The organism is Paenibacillus agaridevorans, assembly GCF_018604145.1.
Taxonomy (GTDB): domain Bacteria; phylum Bacillota; class Bacilli; order Paenibacillales; family Paenibacillaceae; genus Pristimantibacillus; species Pristimantibacillus agaridevorans.
On the sequence record NZ_CP075889.1, the window covers coordinates 3,256,303 to 3,274,184 of the forward strand.

The 17,882-nt window shown below is 53.4% G+C and carries 16 protein-coding genes; 3 read left to right on the forward strand and 13 right to left on the reverse strand.

The window, feature by feature from the left end; genetic code table 11:
• Positions 1-78: 78 nt before the first annotated feature.
• Positions 79-546 (reverse strand): YhjD family protein, encoded by a 468-nt coding sequence (locus KJW29_RS13925; RefSeq protein WP_214630216.1) that lies wholly within the window; start codon positions 544-546, stop codon positions 79-81.
• Positions 543-1,802, reverse strand: a complete 1,260-nt coding sequence (locus KJW29_RS13930) for a DNA polymerase IV (protein WP_214630217.1) — start codon at positions 1,800-1,802, stop codon at positions 543-545. The genes KJW29_RS13925 and KJW29_RS13930 overlap by 4 nt, the downstream gene beginning before the upstream one ends.
• A gap of 267 nt (positions 1,803-2,069) precedes the next feature.
• Between KJW29_RS13930 and KJW29_RS13935 the strand changes: the two genes are divergently transcribed.
• The gene (locus KJW29_RS13935; RefSeq protein ID WP_087572521.1) at positions 2,070-2,588 is read left to right on the forward strand and encodes a DUF3231 family protein; all 519 of its coding nucleotides are present in this window, start codon (positions 2,070-2,072) and stop codon (positions 2,586-2,588) included.
• A gap of 125 nt (positions 2,589-2,713) precedes the next feature.
• On the opposite strand, the gene KJW29_RS13940 is transcribed toward KJW29_RS13935, so the two are convergent.
• Positions 2,714-5,101, reverse strand: a complete 2,388-nt coding sequence (locus KJW29_RS13940; RefSeq protein WP_214630218.1) for a glycosyl hydrolase family 95 catalytic domain-containing protein — start codon at positions 5,099-5,101, stop codon at positions 2,714-2,716.
• Between the two features lie 208 nt (positions 5,102-5,309).
• Here KJW29_RS13940 and KJW29_RS13945 point away from each other — a divergent pair, with 208 nt between their 5' ends.
• Positions 5,310-6,137 (forward strand): AraC family transcriptional regulator, encoded by an 828-nt coding sequence (locus KJW29_RS13945; RefSeq protein WP_214630219.1) that lies wholly within the window; start codon positions 5,310-5,312, stop codon positions 6,135-6,137.
• On the opposite strand, the gene KJW29_RS13950 is transcribed toward KJW29_RS13945, so the two are convergent.
• A complete protein-coding gene (locus KJW29_RS13950) occupies positions 6,134-6,973 on the reverse strand; it encodes an AraC family transcriptional regulator (RefSeq protein WP_214630220.1) in 840 nt (279 codons plus the stop codon). The two genes, KJW29_RS13945 and KJW29_RS13950, sit on opposite strands and share 4 nt — an antisense overlap.
• Positions 6,974-7,105: 132 nt before the next feature.
• Here KJW29_RS13950 and KJW29_RS13955 point away from each other — a divergent pair, with 132 nt between their 5' ends.
• The gene (locus KJW29_RS13955; RefSeq protein ID WP_214630221.1) at positions 7,106-8,203 is read left to right on the forward strand and encodes a glycoside hydrolase family 88/105 protein; all 1,098 of its coding nucleotides are present in this window, start codon (positions 7,106-7,108) and stop codon (positions 8,201-8,203) included.
• 547 nt (positions 8,204-8,750) lie between these two features.
• Here KJW29_RS13955 and KJW29_RS13960 read toward each other — a convergent pair.
• The 9 genes from KJW29_RS13960 to KJW29_RS14000 form a co-directional block, all read right to left on the reverse strand.
• Positions 8,751-9,323 carry a DoxX family protein gene (locus KJW29_RS13960; RefSeq protein ID WP_108993297.1) on the reverse strand — a complete coding sequence of 191 codons (573 nt, stop codon included), beginning with the start codon at positions 9,321-9,323 and terminating at the stop codon, positions 8,751-8,753.
• A gap of 168 nt (positions 9,324-9,491) precedes the next feature.
• Entirely contained in the window at positions 9,492-10,412 is a 921-nt protein-coding gene (gene cyoE / locus KJW29_RS13965) for a heme o synthase (protein ID WP_214630222.1), read from the reverse strand.
• Positions 10,413-10,554: 142 nt separating this feature from the next.
• Complete coding sequence (locus KJW29_RS13970; RefSeq protein WP_214630223.1) at positions 10,555-11,631, reverse strand: Gfo/Idh/MocA family protein; 1,077 nt, start codon at positions 11,629-11,631, stop codon at positions 10,555-10,557.
• A gap of 32 nt (positions 11,632-11,663) precedes the next feature.
• On the reverse strand, positions 11,664-12,554 hold the full coding sequence (locus KJW29_RS13975; protein WP_179215536.1) for a helix-turn-helix transcriptional regulator: 891 nt from the start codon (positions 12,552-12,554) through the stop codon (positions 11,664-11,666).
• A 97-nt stretch (positions 12,555-12,651) separates the two neighbouring features.
• The gene (locus tag KJW29_RS13980) at positions 12,652-13,509 is read right to left on the reverse strand and encodes a sugar phosphate isomerase/epimerase family protein (RefSeq protein WP_214630224.1); all 858 of its coding nucleotides are present in this window, start codon (positions 13,507-13,509) and stop codon (positions 12,652-12,654) included.
• 20 nt (positions 13,510-13,529) lie between these two features.
• The gene (locus KJW29_RS13985; RefSeq protein WP_214630225.1) at positions 13,530-14,702 is read right to left on the reverse strand and encodes an N-acetylglucosamine-6-phosphate deacetylase; all 1,173 of its coding nucleotides are present in this window, start codon (positions 14,700-14,702) and stop codon (positions 13,530-13,532) included.
• The gene (locus tag KJW29_RS13990; protein WP_214630226.1) at positions 14,689-15,462 is read right to left on the reverse strand and encodes a glucosamine-6-phosphate deaminase; all 774 of its coding nucleotides are present in this window, start codon (positions 15,460-15,462) and stop codon (positions 14,689-14,691) included. Before KJW29_RS13990 ends, KJW29_RS13985 begins: the two co-directional genes overlap by 14 nt.
• A gap of 30 nt (positions 15,463-15,492) precedes the next feature.
• Positions 15,493-16,518: a Gfo/Idh/MocA family protein gene (locus KJW29_RS13995; protein WP_108993303.1), complete on the reverse strand. Its 1,026-nt coding sequence runs from the start codon at positions 16,516-16,518 to the stop codon at positions 15,493-15,495.
• Entirely contained in the window at positions 16,515-17,378 is an 864-nt protein-coding gene (locus KJW29_RS14000; RefSeq protein WP_214630227.1) for a sugar phosphate isomerase/epimerase family protein, read from the reverse strand. The genes KJW29_RS13995 and KJW29_RS14000 overlap by 4 nt, the downstream gene beginning before the upstream one ends.
• Between the last annotated feature and the right edge of the window lie 504 nt (positions 17,379-17,882).

The window sequence follows — 17,882 nt, forward strand, 5'->3', positions numbered from 1 at the left end:
AAGACAAACTTTTATATGACAGGACAAACACGCGAAACGATCGCGTGTCTGCTTGATGCCAATATGGGAATTTACGGCTCATTTCAGCTTCAGCTGTTGGCCGATCTCCTTGGTGTATTCGGTCATTCTCATAATGATCTCGGACCGCAAGGATTCCCTGACCACGCCGAATTTCTCCTCATAGCCCCTGCAGAAATAACGGAAGTAGAGGATCCCGTCATTCATCTCCTCCTCGATCACTTTGATATTTTTCAGCCTGAGCTCCTTCTTGAGGGCATAGTAGTCGGCGGTAACTCTCTGCATCAGGTATTCCATGCAGCGAGCGAGGACTCCCTTGAGAGAAACCTGCATGAAGGACAGATCCTGAATGCTCTTCTGAATCATGGTGAGCATGTGCGGATACATAAGATAATCCCGTATTTGGTCTAACTCGTCGGCTGTTGGTCTGCCCACTTGCTTCGATTCGTGTCGCTTCTCGTACTGCTCCTTGTGCTCCGTAAGCAGCATCTTGGATTTCCACCGTTCATTGCCATCCAGCTTGCTCATTTAAAGTGACCCCCGATCTGTCCCGCCCTCTCGCGAGCTACTCCGGCCTCGAGAAGCGAGGATGCCCTCATGATTGCCATGTCGCCGAACCGATCCTTGATCGCGTCCGTTGTTTTCTCCAGCTCGAATGTTTTATAGCGGTCCTCAAAGAGGTCAAGCTGCTGCACCTGGTCGCTGGAGAGCTGATTAAGAGCGATCATAATATGGGTAGCGGGCATGCCCTGCCAATATTCTTCGAATAAGCGAAGAACGGCAGCCGACAACTCATGGGTAAGCGATGTCGGATGCAGCAGAGTAAGCTGCCGGTTGAACCTGTTGCCCCTCTTCCCATCGGTCTCCCCCATGCCAAGGGAGATCACCCTGCCCTGCACCCCGAGCCTGCGCGCACGACGGCAGACCTCGATGCAAAGCTCCAGCAGGACAACCTCGATATCCTCCCTTCGCGTATACAACGAAGCTCTAAGCGTCTTGCCATGACTGACGGACTTTAGCGGGGCGCTTATAGAAGCAACGACCGGACTGGGATCAATGCCGCGAGCCGTCTGCCAATAATATTCGGCCTGAATGTCCGATTGCTTGCCCATCATCCGGCGCATCTGCTTTTTGAACATCGGGAGCTCCATCCGGGCGATATGTCCGATGGTATCCAGCCCCCACATCGTGAACCGCCGGGTCATGCGCGAAGCCACCATAAACATTTTGTGGACTGGCAGCGGCCACAGGTCTTTCTCGATATCGGAATGGTCAAGCCGATAGATCCCGGACGGCTGTTTCTTCGCGAAATTATCCGTAGCCGTCTTGGCCAACACCTTTGTCGGTCCTATGCCTACCCGGGACCATACGCCGGTAGCCAGCTTGACCTTATGTTGTATTTGGACCGCGATCTCCTCCGCCGATCCGAATAAGCCAAGCGATCCCGTCACATCCAGAAACTGCTCGTCGATGGAATACGGCTCCACCAATGGGGTAAAGGTTTCGAAAATCTCCGTAATTAACAACGAGTACGTAATGTACCTTTGCATGCGAGGTTTAATGATGACGAGATCCTTGCAGAGAGCCTTCGCCTCAAACACTCTGCTCGCCGTTGTAACTCCCTGCGCCTTGGCGAGCGGGCAGGCCGCCAATATAATCCCGCTTCGCCGCTCCGGATCGGCCACGGCTACAGGCTTATCCCGGTATTCCGGATGCGCGGCCTTCTCGACGCTTGCATAGAAGGACTGACCATCCACAAGCAATATGGAACGTTCAGAGGGCATGACATCTCACCACCCTCGCAGACAGAGTATCATCGGCACGAAGCAATCGGGGTAATGCGATACGAAGTCCCACGCCATTGTTCATCTTGCATCCGACCTTTCGAACATTTGTTCTTATTATCATCTTAATACGAACAATTGTTCCCGCGCAAGGACTAAAATATGTATGCTTATCCAACGACATGCCTTAAATACCCTATACATCATATTTTTTTAAAAGAAGGCAAAGCTAAACAAGGCGTTTACTAATCTAAAGGAGTGTTATAAATGGGTATTTTGAGCGGTAATCCGAAGGATGAACCCATGCATTATGGCGAGATTTACACCGCTTGGCAGGGTTCTATGGTGGCGAAGGGGATGATTTCCTGTTATCAGGCTTATCAGAACCATGCCGGGGACAAAGAACTGAAGAAAATTTTGGAAGCACTCCTCGACCAATCCAAGTTGGAAGCGAAAGAGCTTGACCAACTGCTTACAAACAACGGAATCGCGCCTATTCCTGCTCCTGCCGAAAGACCGCCAGTCAAGCTGGAGGATATTCCGGTCGGCGCAAGATTTACGGATATGGAAATCGCGGCTGCGATCGCTGCCGATACGGCGGCAGGGATTGTGGGATGCAGCCAAGCTATGATCCAATGCATCAGGGAAGACATTGCAGCCCTGTACGCCAAGTATCATTTGGCCAAAACAGCCCTCGCCGTTCGCATCCTGGAGATGAATAAGGAAAAAGGCTGGCTCATCCCTCCCCCGCTTCAGGTAAAACGGCCAGAATTAGTCGAAGCCTGATGGGACGAAGCCGTGAGTCATAGCCGACTCTTAAAGATATCCTGATTGCAAACAAACCCTTCCTCGTTGCATGGCGGCTGACGCCGCCGCCAACGAAGGAACGGTTGTTTGGCTTAACCCTTATTCTAGAACAACAATCGGTACACGACTCCCGCCGTAACCGCAAAAGCAAATCGCCCTTCGATGGAGGACGTCCACAAAACTTCCTTGTCTCCTCCAATCATTCGGGAAGGCGCTTGCTGTGCGCTTATCTCGCATAGCTGATCCCGGCCGGAGAGCAAAGTTGCTTCTCTCAGGACGCCGCCTTCCCACTTAAGACCGACCTCGTATCCGCCCCTGGCGCGAAGTCCGCCGACCTCTCCCGAAGGCCACTTATCAGGCAGCGCGGGCAGAAGCTCGAGGATGCCTTCATGCGATTGCAGCAGCATCTCCGCGATTCCGGCCGTCGCGGCAAAGTTGCCGTCGATCTGGAACGGCGGATGCGCGTCGAACAGATTAGCGTAGACGCCGCCCCCTTTGTAGTCGCCAGGCTCATCGTTCCTCACGAGCGTCAGCAGATTGGAGATCAGCCGCTCCGCCCGGTTGCCGTCCTTAAATCGAGCCCAGAGACCGATTTTCCAGCCCAGGCTCCAGCCGGTCCCGCCGTCTCCCCGCCGCTTCAGCGAGGTCCGCGCCGCGCCGAACAGCTCAGGCGACGTCCGCTCCGTGATGAGCTTGCCGGGATAGATGCCGACAAGATGCGAGACATGACGATGATAAACGTCCTCATCGTCGAAGTCGCTGGACCACTCCTGCAATTGCCCATGCTTCCCGATCTGCAGCGGCAGCATTTTGGCCTTCGCCGCAGCCAGCTCTTTCGCGAACGTTTCCTCCCCGCCCAAAACCTTCCCCGCTTCCATGCAGTTGTCGAACAACTCGGCGATTAACGACAGATCCATCGTCGCGGCCGCACTGACCGCATGCAATCCTTCGCCGGCCACGAAATGATGCTCCGGCGATGTCGACGGTCCCGTCACAAGGAAACCGTTCGCATCCTCGTACAACCAGTCCAGGCAGAACAACGCCGCTTCCTTCATGACGGGGTATGCGCGCTGTCGCAGGAACTCGACGTCCCCGCTGAACGCATAGTGCTCCCATAGATGCTGGGTCAGCCAGACCCCGCCCATGGTCCAGAGCGCCCAAACGGGATCCCCTTCGCCGTAATTGCCGACCGGCGCAGTCTGCGCCCACAGATCGGAGTTATGATGAGCCACCCAGCCCCTTGCTCCGTAATTGACGGTGGCCGTCTCCTTCCCGTTCTTCGCGAGCCGTTCGATATAAGCCAGCAACGGCTCGTGGAGATCGGCCATATTGCAGCTTTCGGCTGCCCAATAATTCATCTGCGCGTTAATATTAAGCGTGTAATTGCTGCTCCAGGGCGCGCGCGTCTCTTCGTTCCAGATGCCTTGCAGGTTGGCAGGCTGGGTTCCCTGCCTGGAGCTTCCCATCATCAGGTAACGGCCGTAATGGAACAGCAGCTCCACCAGCCCCGGATCGTCGCTGCCGTATTCCATAATACGGCGATCCATGCTCATGTTCGCCGGCGCCTTGGCCTCGCCGAGACGAAGCGCAACCCTACCGAACAGCTCCCTATGATCGGCGATATGCGCCTCCCGAATAACGGCATAGGATTGATCTGCGATTTCCTCAATAGCGGCAAGCGTCACGCGAGAAGGCACGCGGTCCTTGCTTGCCTCGCCAAGCATGGCATCGAAGGAAGTCGCCGCGGAGAAATACAAGGTTGCCGCCGTCGCCTCTTCTACTTGTACGCCGTCATGACCGACGCTCAGTCGCCCCCCTTCGAGTACGACCCTTAAACGGCCGTGGAAACGCAGCGCGTTCGACGTCTCGGGATTGCCATACTGGATAGGATTAGCCGAGTTGTAATAGTTCGGCCATACCTGCTCGGGCGCAACGCCTTCTATCGTATAATCTCCCTCTTCGCCGCTGGTTCGCGCACGCAGCAAGCTTGTTAATCTGACACGAAAGCTCAACATGCCGTGCTCGCTTGACTCCAGTCTCACAATGACAGCCTGGGCGGGATGAGAGACGAACGTGTCGCGGTTGTATTGAATTCCCCCGATCGTATACGTGACGGACGCAATGCCCGAGGTCAAATCCAGCGTTCGCGAATAACCGCGACAGTTATTGCCGTGATCCATCGTCAGCAACAGATCCGCAAGCGGCAGATAGGACTGCGTGTAGGGCCCCATCATCTCCTTGCCGAGACGATCCGCTTCGATATAATCCTCCCGCGCGATGCTGTCCCGAATCGCGGGAAGCACCTCCTTCGCCCTCGGATTGTTCCAATCTCTCGCCTCGCCGGACCACAATGTATCTTCGTTCAGTTGGATGCGTTCCGACTCTACTCCGCCAAAGACCATCGCTCCTAGGCGTCCGTTGCCGACCGGCAGCGCTTCCGTCCAGTAGGTAGCCGGTCTGTCGAACATCATGCGCGGCTCGTTATTATGCATGCAAGCACCTCTTTCATTCTTCTGCTCTTGTCTACCGAATTCCATCTATGAATGGTAGAATCGTAGTGAAGCCCGACTTTATCGGGCCTCCATTCTTATTTTCGGATTCGATTCCATCCTAGCAGACTTGGACTGCCGCAATGAATGTCTAATGTTAACTTCCTGTTGTATAAAACTATCTATCGATTACGGAACGGAGAGTGTGGATGTGAGCAGCCTGCCGCTAACCCGATTATACATGGAGAACCTGGACGTGCGCGTAACCGCGGTAGGCTACAATCAGGTATGGACCGATTGGCGGGAACTCGACTATACGCCGGACTATAACAAGTTTTATTTGATATGCGACGGGGAGGGCTGGTTAAAGATCGGCGACTCGGAATACCATCCCGCGCCAGGACAATGGTTCTTGATGCCGCAGGGCGTCAAACAATCCTTCTCGTACACGTCGGGAACAAGATTCACCAAGTATTGGTGCCACTTCACGGCCCGGGTAGGAGAACGCAATCTGTTCGACTTGCTGCAAGTGCCGGATTTCATCGAAGCAAAAAACGACGGGGAAGCCGCGCGTCTCTTCCGGGCTTTGTTCGAATACCGTTCGTTGTCCTCCATCAGCGCTCCGCTGCTCGTGAAATCCGCCATGCTCCAACTGATCGCCTACTACCTGGAGCATGCCGTTGCAGCCCAGCCAACTCTGAGGCCTGCCGCATTGGCGGAGCCTCTCCAGCAAGTGATCGCGCACATTCAGAGCAACTATCATCGGAATTTGACCATAGAAGAGCTGGCGGAGCAGGCCCATCTGCATCCCAACTATTTCATTCGCGTATTCAAGCGTCAATTCGGCACATCGCCGATTCAGTACGTCAATAAGAAGAGGCTCGAAGAAACCAAGCTGCTGCTTGTCACTTCAAACCTCTTGTTATCCGAGATTGGAGACCGGGTCGGAATATCCGACATCTCCTACTTATCCCGCCTCTTCAAGGCGTCGACCGGCTTCTCTCCGACCGCTTATCGGGTGACGTTCGGGTCTCGCTAGAACACCCTATTTCTTCTATAATATAACGGGGCATGGCCCGTGACTTCCTTAAATACCCGGCCGAAATGCGTCACGCTGCCGAAGCCCACCTTCCTCGCAATGGCATTGACCTTGAGCGAGGAAAGCTCAAGCAGCTTCTTCGCTTCCTTGATCCGCACGCTATTGACGTATTCTACGAACGCGAAACCCGTCGCCTCCTTAAAGGAGCGGCTCAAATAATAGGGGCTGATATAAAACTGGTCCGCCATAAGCGACAGCGACAGCTCCTCCTGGTAACGATCGTTAATATGGCGGACGATCTCCGATATGCGATCATGCATCGGACTTGGCGATAAAGGAAGCTCCTCCTCATGCTGCCGATAGTGACGGCAGCAGGCAATCAGCAGCTGCACGGCGAGCGATCGGGCCAACAATTCAAATCCGCTGCCCCGCTCCTTCATCTCTTGAATAATCGTTCCGGCAAGCATATCCAAGGATAGCCTATTGCGCAGGGAACCGCTTAAGACCAAATAATCCTTCTCCAACAGAGGACGAAGCGCCTCCTTATGGGCGCCGTCGGACGAGAATAGGCGCTCATGCATATTGATGATAAATCTTTCGTGCATCGGCTGCTCCGCATTGGTCGTGCGATGCAAAATATTAGGAGCAATAATGACGACATCGCCTTCGTGGATCGTTATCGTCCGGTCTTGTATAAAAAACTCCCGCTTGCCCGCCATCAGATAGTAGATCTCGTAGGTGCTGTGAAAGTGGCTCGCCGGCATATGGTGGCGAAGCGCTTTCCGGTGGGAGACCAGAAAGGTTGCCTCTCCGTTTTCAAAATATAGATCGTGCATGCTGCTATCCCTCCTTCGGCATCTGTTACCCATTATAGCGCAAGAAATAAGAAGAAAGCACAACTATTCGCAAAACATGTACATTTCCTGATGCTAGAATGAGAGTACAAACCACAGGGAGGAAGGATACGCATGACAACCGCATCATCCCTTACGACGCCGATCGGCTGGGCGCACAAAGCCTGCGAGGCGATCATGGCCAAATTCGAACCGGAGCATCTTCCGCCCGACCGATTCCACTATCATCAAGGCGTTTTTCTGTCCGGCATGGAGAAAACTTGGCGGCAGACCGGCGAGCAGAAGCTCTACGACTACATGAAAGGCTGGGTCGACAGCCAAATTCTCGAGGACGGCAGCATTAAAAAGTTCAAATCCGACGAATTGGACGATATCCAGCCCGGCGTGCTTCTCTTTACCCTCTACGAGCAGACGGGCGACGAACGTTACAAGAAGGCGCTGCATACTTTGGTGCCGCTGCTCAAGTCGTGGCCGACGAACGCCTCCGGCGGCTTCTGGCACAAGGGCCATTATCCCAACCAAATGTGGCTGGACGGATTATACATGGCTGGGCCGATCGCCGCGCAATTCGCCAATACGTTCGGCGATAGCGACTATTTCGACATGATGGCCTTCCAGGCGCTGCTCATGGAAAAACATACGAAGGATCCCGTTACCGGCCTTCTGTACCATGGCTGGGACGAAACCAAAGAAGCCGACTGGGCCGATCCCGACACGGGCCTTGCTCCGGAATTTTGGGGCCGCGCCATCGGCTGGTATCCCGTCGCCTTGCTGGAGATGTTCGAGCATTTCCCGGCCGACCATCCGGACAAAGCCAAGCTCGTCGCGATCCTTCAAGATCTGCTGATCGCCCTGACGAACTTCCAGGATCCCGCTACCGGCCTGTGGTATCAAGTCATCGACAAAGGAGAACGCCCGGATAACTGGCTGGAGAACTCCTGTACGTCGTTGTTCGTACATGCCATTGCCAAAGCCGTCCGGTCCGGTTATTTGGATGCCAAGTATATGGCGCAGGCTTGGAAGGGTTATCAGGGCGTCATTGATACGCTGAAATTCGACGAGAACGGCAACGTCGTCATCGGCAACATTTGCATCGGCACGGGAATCGGCGACTATGCCCACTACATCGCGCGCCCGACCAGCGAAAACGATCTGCACGGCGCGGGGGCCTTTATCCTGATGTGCGCCGAGATGAACTTGGCGGCGCAATAAAATAACGCTAAGAGAGGGACAAGGATACTCTTGTCCCTTAGACTGTCGATTCATTGTGCGGAGGTGAAATTACGGGCAAGTGTCCGGTAAGAACTGAACGGGGGCGGAGGCGCGGGAGCAACTGTAACGGAACTGAAAGGCGTTATTTCAGCAAAAAGCAGCATTTCGCAAATCTAATGGAACTGACAGCCCTTATGAGGGGCAAAAGTTCGCGATTAGCCTGGATTTCTCACGAATAACGTCGCAGAGTTCCGCTAGATTTTAATATCACGCCAAACGATCCATATAAGGGCCCTCACTTCCGTTAACAGGTTGGCTATGATTGATTGCAGCTTTATTTCCAGCTTTATCACACAACGAATCGACCATCTCTCCTTAGGGACTACTTGCACTGCTTCAGCTTCGACATCGATTTCCGAGACAAAACGTATTTGCATAATGTAATCTTTCCGAGAGCTTAACGCATTTCTCTCGATGACATCCGAATATAATCAATAACAAAAAGAAAAAAACCTATGCCATTAAAGGCATAGGTTTGGTTGGCTCGTTATACAGATGTGTTATTCCTGTCGTGCCCGACAAATTCATTCCCCTTACGGGCCCACGGCGTTCCAAGCAGCGGCAATGCGAAGCGGTCCAGTCCGTACCAGCCGGCATTTTTCCAAGCCAGGACGAGCCATGTGGCAAGGATAAACAGCAGAGGATTCGTGCTTAGTGTACCCGCGAACAAGAAGCTTACATTCATGATAGCCCCGAAGAATGCGGCAATACCTGTAAGTAATCCTACGATTAAGCCAATCCCGACAAGCAGCTCGCCGAATGCGACCATAACCGCGAATACTTTCGCATTTGGCAATACCATATTTTCGAGAAACGATGCGTACCAGCCCGTTACATCCTTGCCTTCCTCAGCCTTGGCCAACGCTCCGCTTACGAAACCTTTGATCGCGGCTCCCCCGTTTTCGCCAACCCATGCATCCGAGTTCACTTTCTTCCAACCTGCAGTGATCCACGAATAACCAAGATACAATCTAACGAAAAGCCATATCCAACCAGCCTTCGTGCTGCTGAATAAAAATCTGGAGACCGGGTTCTCGGGAATATTGATCTCTTTCGACATGATCTTTGCACCTCCAAATTCATATTATGTAGTGTATAGGTCCATTATATGGATAGATGCTCATTCATGCTGTGACAAATGTCACTATCACTATGGTACCCGTTTGTTTCTGCAACAAAACAAAGAGCCAACTAACCTTACAAGGTTGGTTGGCTCTTTGCTGGCTTTTTACAATAATGGAGCGCCCACGGAGTAGCCGACGATCAATAGCAGCAGCACGGTTATGTGGTTAAGCGAAAATATGAACATCGAACGTGCCCATTTGTCCTCCTGCTTCCGCCGATAACCGTTAATGCTGAGTATCAGCCAGCCCAAGCTCAGGAGCGCATTCGCAATGGCAATGTATGGATTAAAGGACCAGAACAAGAAGCTGCTCATAAACAATGCGACCAAATACACGTTCATCTGCACGTATGTTCTTTTAATTCCTTTGACGACGGGCAGCATCGGAATGTTAGCCGCCCGGTACTCCTCCATGCGTCGAATCCCTATGGCGTAGAAATGCGGCATCTGCCAGATGACCATCAACACGAACAACGCAATGGCGCCGGGATGAAAAATATCCGGAGAAATCGCGGCCCAGCCGATCAGCGGAGGCATTGCGCCGGACAAGCTTCCAACCTCCGTGTTATAGATCGTTCTGCGTTTCGTCCACATGGTGTAAGGCACGACGTAGAGGAACAGTCCCAAGAAACCCATTAAAGCGGATAGCGGAGAAGCAATATACAGCGCGACAAGCCCGCCGAGCGCGATCCAGCCTCCCATAATCAGTCCGCTCCAAGTGTCGATGATGCCGGAAACGGTCGGCCTGTTTTTTGTCCGATCCATAATACTGTCGATATCGCGGTCGTACAGGTTATTGAAGATGCCGGCTGCGCCGATCACGAGTGCTGATCCGATCAATGCCAACGCGATATTGCCGATCCGATCCATAAACGGGATGCCATGAACGAACAGCGCCATGGTAAGGCCTGCGACCATCGCGATGAGGTTCGACTTGATGATGCCAATTTTTATCGTTTCGAAGAGTACCTTCGTGACTGAGGTTGGAATTGGTTCGACACTAACCGTATTGCCTTGGACGCGCATGACGGTAACACTCCCCCTAAAGTAAATTCACTTCTATAGGTTACCATATTGTGCCCATGATTTGCGGTTCCTCAAACCAACCCTCATCATTCTGTCAAAAATGTTTGTCGCTTTCGTGAATAAAGGGATTATAAATGGCTAATTATCCGTAAATTTGCGGATTTTGACGGCGGCACTCTTCCATGACCATCATTTGCTGGCGGACCTGCTGAGGCGTAATTTCCAGCTCCGCCCCCTCGGTAATCGATCGATACAGCATCATGTAGACCTTTTCCGTCATATCCTCAAACGGTGTTTTGCCCTCTTCCAGCGCTAAGCTCCAGCTGTCCTCATGCCAGATTAACGTTTCGTTGCAATAGGCGGGAAAACCGTTCTTGTCGAACAGAGGTTCCTTGATCAGTTGCTGCTCGGGAGCCTCTTCCGGCTTGAAATATTTCCATTCCAATTGCTGCGCCGTGCCGCGAAGGCCGCCGTTCGTGCCTTGAATGTTGAATGGCTCGCGACCGTAAGTACAGCATGAGGAAATTTCAAGGTCGATCGTCGGACGTCCTTGGCCTCTCATTATGAGCTTGACATAGTCCTCCGCGTCGCCGAATGTGTTCGCGCGATCCATTATACATGTCACTTGCGGCATGATATCCGTTCCGAACAGTTGCAGCGCTTGATCAACGGGATGCGGACCCGTATTGAGCAAATTTCCGCCGTTGTTGCTCTGCAGCGTCTGCCAATCCCAGCGGCGGGCGAAGCCGTTAAGCGTAAAATTTACTTGTACAATGCGTCCAAGCACGCCGGACTCGATGACTTCACGGATCTTCGTAAACGCATGCTGATAACGGGATTGCTGGAAGATCGCTATTAATTTGCCGGAACGCTCGGAGGCTTCGATTAATTTGTCGACTTCTTCCGCCGTCTTGGCAAGCGGCTTCTCGCATAGAACATTAAACCCGCGATTTAGCAATTCCAACGAAATCGAGAAATGCTGATGGCTTGGCGATGCGTTAACAACGAGATCAAGCTCCTCGTTTTGAACCATTTCCTCCCAACTCGCGTAGGCGTTACAGCCATACTCTTGCCTTGCAAGCTCCTGGCGCTCGGGCATGGAATCGGCTACCGCCGCGATTGTGTAATACTCGGAAATCTGGACAAGAAGATTGCCATGAATGTTGCGTCCGCTGCGCCCTTGCCCGATAATTCCTACCTTTAATGCTTTATTCGTCATAGGTAAGCTCCTCTTCTCGTCATGAGATCAATTTATGGGTTATGTCCAAAGGTTTTTTTGTATTCCGTGGGCGTAATTCCCGTACGTTTCTTAAAGGTCCGAATAAAATGGCTCAAATGATGAAAACCTACCTGGAAGCCGATTTGAGTAATCGTATGCGAATCCCTCCGAATAAGCTCCATCGCCCGTTCGATTCGAACCTCATTCATAAAATCGATAAACGTCTGCCCCGTCTCCTTCTTGAACATATGACTGAAGTAGGCAGGCGCCATATTGGCAATAAGAGCGCCGTGCTCCAGCGGGATATCCTGGCTGTAATTGTTATAGACGTACCGCTTGACCTCATCGATTGGATGCTGGTCGGCGAGCGCAGGCCTGCTGGCCGGCTTTCTCCACAATCTGCGGTATTCTCGGTCAATTAAAATCAGCAGCTTAATGAGGCTGGTGCGGACAGAGTATTCGTATCCGGCCTCGCGATGCTCAAGCTCGTCCTGAATATCCTGCAGAAGCTGCTCGACGAGCGGCTGTTTGCTATTGTCGATGTGCAGCCAGGGCTGATGCAAGGCAGCCGTGTCCTCATGCCGGGATTGCTGAAAAAAAGGCTGCAGCGTCTCGGCGAACGGCTTCAGCTCCTCCCGCACCAAAAAAGGCATGAAATCGAGAAGCACGATTTCAAATGGTTTGTCCTCAATCGCGCTTAAGCTGTGCTCAATGCCGGGCAGAATGATAAATATATCGCCTCGGTTGACCATGAGCGACTTGCCGCGCAGCTGATGATTGCATACCCCTCCAAGCACATAAGCAATCTGCACATATTCGTGGACATGCAGGGGCTGCTTAAGCTCCATGTTCGTGTGGCGTATGATTTTAAAGGGAAAGTCCTTGCTGAGCATATCCTTGCTTTGAAAATAAGGCATCTCCATATCCATACCACCAGTCGAAAACGAACTTTTTGAACACTCAATTATAGTGCCTCTTATAGCTAGCATATTTCAAACGGCTGAGGATAACAATCTGTTTTCAGCGGGACATGCGGCCCAGCATTTTTTTTATAAAACGTAAATCGTGCTCCAGCCGTTCGTAGGCTGGAAACGGCGCATGACATTCCAGCGTAACCCAATCCTTGTAGCCCTTGTCGAGAAGCGCGTCGAACAGAGGCTGATGATCGGCTTCTCCTTCTCCCAGGCGGCTTTGCAGAAAGCTTTCCTCGCCCCGATGGGTCAAGTTTACGAAGGTGCCAGGCTCGCCGGCTTTTTCGATCCGCCGTTCGTCCTTGACATGCACGTGAAATAAATGTTTGCCCAGCTTGTCGACCGAATTGCGACCGTAATCCGTATCGGTAATGTACATATTACCGGCATCGTGAATCATGCCGACATTATCGTGTTTCAGCAGGCCGAGTAGGCGCAGGCTGCTATCTACGGTCTCTACCAGCGACAGGTTATGGATTTCCAATACAATCCTGATGTCCAACGCTTCGGCTTCCGCTGCGCACTTATCCAGCCAGTGAGCCGCTTTGGCAAAGTGATAATCATGGGCGAGAAAGGCGTTCGGTCCGCCCGGCATCACGCGGATCATAGAGGCGCCAAGCTCGTCTGCAATGGGAAGCATCCGCTTGAAATCGTCAAATGCCTTCTCGGCTTCTATATCGCTTGCCGTAGAGAAACCGCCCATATATCCGGCCAGAGCCGGAATCTCCAAGCCCAGGCTGTCCGCCAGCGTTTTCATTTCCTTTACGCGCGGCAGGCTCGTCTCAGGAGACAGGTGCGGCTCGCGCACGGCGATTTCGATACCGTCCATGCCAAGCCGCTTCGTCAACTGCATTGCCTCCTGAATGCTATGGTCTATAAAAACTCCGCTAAACGCTGCAAATTTCATCGATTTCCCTCCTGCAACTTTTACGATCCATGAAACACCAATTCGCCGGATTTAAAGGTTTGCTCTAGTCGGATCCGTTCGCCGTCCCTTCGGTAGAGAACGAAGTCGGCCGGGGCGCCTGCGGCCAAACCTACAGCCGCGGACAGCTTCATGAAGCCCGCCGGCCTTACAGACGCCATGTCCCAGGCTTCCGCCAATTCGGCGAGCCCCCGATTCGTTAGATGCTCGATGCCCCACAGCAGCATTTGCGCCGAACCGGCCAAAATTTGCTCATTGCGGGCGAGATGAAGCTTGCCCTCCGGCGTCAGCACCACTTCCCCTCCTACAGGGGTCGTGTAAGCACCGCCCGGCAAACCGCTTAGAGAGACCGCGTCGCTGACCAGCATCGCTTGCTCTCCCTTCACCTTGAGCACGACTTTTAACACCTGATCCGGCAAGTGAAAGCCGTCAGCGATTACGCAGCTCCACAGGCGGTCCTGCGCCAGCTGCTCCCAAATGTAATTGGGATGGCGGGGCAACATGAGATGGGCTCCGTTGCCGAGATGCGTCGACATTCGCGCGCCGGCTTCGACCGCAGCCTGAATTTGCTCAGCCGTTGCGGAGGTGTGCCCGATCGACACCGTTATTCCATGCTTCACGCAGCGCTCGATAAACGGTACGCTCTCCGGCCATTCGGGCGAGAGGGTCACAATCCGTATCCGTCCGCCGGAGGCCTCCTGCCAGCGGCTAAAAAGTTCCCAATCCGGCGGCCTTACATAATCGCGGTCGTGCGCGCCTCGGACGCCGTCATGCGGCGAGATAAACGGTCCCTCCAGATGAATGCCGGCAATGCCGCGGGCCGCTGCCGCATCCTGTCCGCATGCGCGGGCGATTGTTTCCATTGCCGCCTGGATCGCTTCGCCGCTGTTCGTAATGACGGTCGGATAAAAAGAAGTGACGCCTTGCTCCCATAGCTTGCGGACCGCTTCGCTTATGGCTTCCTCCGGAATAGGCAACTGGTTAAAGTCATATCCGCTGTACCCGTTAATCTGCAGATCCACGAGACCCGGGGCGATAATCGGCAGCTCTTCCTTGTTCTCCACGGCTATCGATTCGATCGCAGCAAAACATCCGCGCTCTATCCGGATCGATACCGGTTCTCCTGTCGAGTAGTGGACGGCCTTCACCGCCTGCTGCCGATTAAGAGATTCCATAGGAGTCATAGTCCACGTACAAAGTGCAATCGGGATGGTTCCGCAAACTAGTGGATGGGCATTCCGTCGAGACCGGCCCGTTTAGTGTACGGCCCACCGCATTTCGTTTCGTCGGTCCCGGGACGCTGCAGTACAGGTGAGCCCCCGACAACAGCGCGGGAATCGTAAGCGTCAGCGCATGAGTCGGAACCGCTTCGAATGTCGGGAAACAACCGTCATTTACCTGCTGCTGGCGGCAGGCGTCGTCCAACTCCACCGCTTTAATTGCAAGCGGGTCGTTAAAATCGGCGACAGGCGGATCGTTAAAGGCAATATGTCCGTTCTCCCCGATGCCGAGGCAAACAATATCGATCGGCGCTTCCTGCAGCAATCCGCCGTATCGGCTGCATTCGCCGTCAATCGTATTTGAGCTGTCGATCAGGTGAACCGCGCCCGGCTTTACCTTGTCAAACAGCCGTTCGCACAGAAAACGGCTGAATTTCTGAGGCGCATCATTCGGAAGTCCGATATATTCATCCATATGAAAAGCCGTAATGCGCGACCAGTCGATTTCCTTATCCCGCGCCAGCTGCTCCAGCAGCTCGTTCTGCGACGGGGCTGCCGCGAATATCATCCGGATGCCCGCTTTCCGGGACAGCAGCTCCTTGATCTTGGCGGCAACGTCCATCCCGGCTGCCGTGCCAAGCGCACCTCGATCCTTAAATACGGAAACCTTCAACGCGTCTACCGTTTCTGTCCGTACTGCAAGCTGTTCACTCATATTCTTGCTCCTCTCGATTCGATTCGTAGGTCAGCTCTTGGGCAAAAGCAGTTGCACGCCTTTTGCTGCGCTTTCGTATATGGCCTCAACCAGTTGTACCGCCCGCAGTCCATCCTCGCCGGTAACGAGCGGACTTCCGCCCGTTTCGATCGAGGAGATGATATCAATCAGCTGGCTTTGATGAAAGTCGGATGGGATGCTTTTGGGATCAGTTACTCCGCCGTAAGCGTCCGAATGAATCCAGGTCGGCTTGTTCCTGTCCGGGACCGTCCAATGAACGATAGAATTGCCCTCCAGCTTAATCGTGCCCAGCTCGCCGTACAGGTTAATAGCTGCGGCAAAGCCGGGCTGAATGCTGGTTGAAGCCATAATCGTCCCGAAGGCTCCGTTATCAAACTGCAAAATCGCCAGCCCCAAATCTTCCGCCTCCATCTTATGCGTCTGCGTAGCGACTTGTCCGAAGACGGAGCGAACTCCCCCGGCGAACCAAAGCAGAAGATCCAGGCTATGAATGCCTTGATTCATCAAGGCGCCGCCGTCCTCCGAGATCGTGCCTCGCCAGTCCGCGCTGTCGTAATACGCCTGCGTGCGATAAAAGGGAAGCGACATCTCGACCAGCAACAGCTTGCCGAGAGCGCCCTCCTCCAGCACCCGCTTGACTGCCTGATGCTGGACTTCAAAACGCCTCTGGGATATGACGGATAGGGTAACGCCGCGCTCCTTGGCCGTTCGGACCAGTTCGGCTGCATCATTCGCGCTCATCGCAATCGGTTTCTCAATGACTACATGCTTGCCGGCGTTAAGAACATCCAGGCCGATGCGGGCGTGGCTTCCGCTTGACGTTGTCACGCAAACAATATCTACGTCCTCGCGGCGGATTAATTGCCGGTAGTCGGTCGTCCAAGCGCAGCCCTCCCGCTCGGCAGTCGCCTTCGCTATATCCTCGTTGCGGCTGGAAACAACCGTCAAGCTTGCGCCTTCAATTTGGCGGATCGCCTCCATATGAAAGTCGGCAACCGAGCCGCAGCCGATGATCCCGAAATTCCACGTCTTCATTCTGTCCCTGCCTCCTTAAGCAGGGTGCGCAGCGCATCCAGCGTCATGCAGGTGCCCGTCATCTTGCTCCCGCCTGCAGGAATAAAATGCGTTTCTATCGTAAAAAGGCCATCGTAACCATCAGCCTGAAGCGCTTTCAGCTGCTCGATAACGGCTACGTTGCCGGAGCCGAGCGGAACACAACGTCCAGTGCCATCTTCGCGGATATAGGCATCCTTTAGATGGACGTGAGCGAGATACTCCTTCATGGCCGCATAACCTGCAGGATACGCCTCGCCACCGGCATACGCTTCGTTGCCCGGATCCCACAAACCTCTAAGCGCAGGGGATGCGATTTCGCGAACGAGAAGCGCGACCTCCTCCGCATAACCTCCATTGCAGGAAGGCTCATTTTCCAATAGTAGCGTAACTCCTTGCTCTGCGGCTGTCTTGGCCGCCCGCTGCAGATGAGGGACGATTTCGCCCGTATACAAGGACGGGTCGGCTTCACGCCAAAAAGAAAAAATACGAATCCGATTCGTGTTCAGCAGCTTTGCAATCGCAATGACGCGGTCCAGCTTGGCGAAATGCGCATCCACGCTTTCTTCTATTTGACCGAAGGTGTCTCCCGCCGCAACCTCCCTGGAAGGATCCAGCTTGCATTTAAATAAAGGCGAGGCGATAGCGGAAATAAAAAGCCCTCGTCCCTCAACCTGCTTGCGAACCTCTCGCAGTTGATCGTCGTTCAAGTCTGCGGCATTTTGCCCGTTAACCACCCGGACCTCCACATGCTTCAAGCCCTGCTCGGCAATCCAGTCCAGCGCCTCCTCGAATCGATCCGACACTTCATCCGTCAGAATCCCTAACCGGTTTAGTACCAACGAGTTTTCCCTCCGTTTCTTTGTCTTTCCTGTCTCCAATTTACTATATCAACATCTTCGGCGCGCGTGTTGACGTTTCTTTCGAATTAAATGTACATTTTTTTAGGTATTTCTCGAACGTGCTCGGCAATCAAATAAGAAAGAGGCTGTCCGAGAAGTATCCACTTCTAGGGCCGCCCCGTCGCCCTTATGGCTCGATATGGGTAGACATGTATAAAAAATGCAACAAAATTGGCTGCCCGAAGAAATGGTGTACGAAAATACACAATCCACCAAACAGGCCAGCGCCTAGCCGAACGTGTACGAAAATTCATATACAATCCATCAAACAGGCCAGCGCCTGGCCGAACGTGTATGAAAATTCATACACAATCCACCAAACAGCCCCGCACCTGGCCGAACGTGTATGAAAATTCATACACAATCCATCAAACAGACCCGCACCTGGCCGAACGTGTATGAAAATTCATACACAATCCACCGATAAGGCCCTATCCTGGGCGA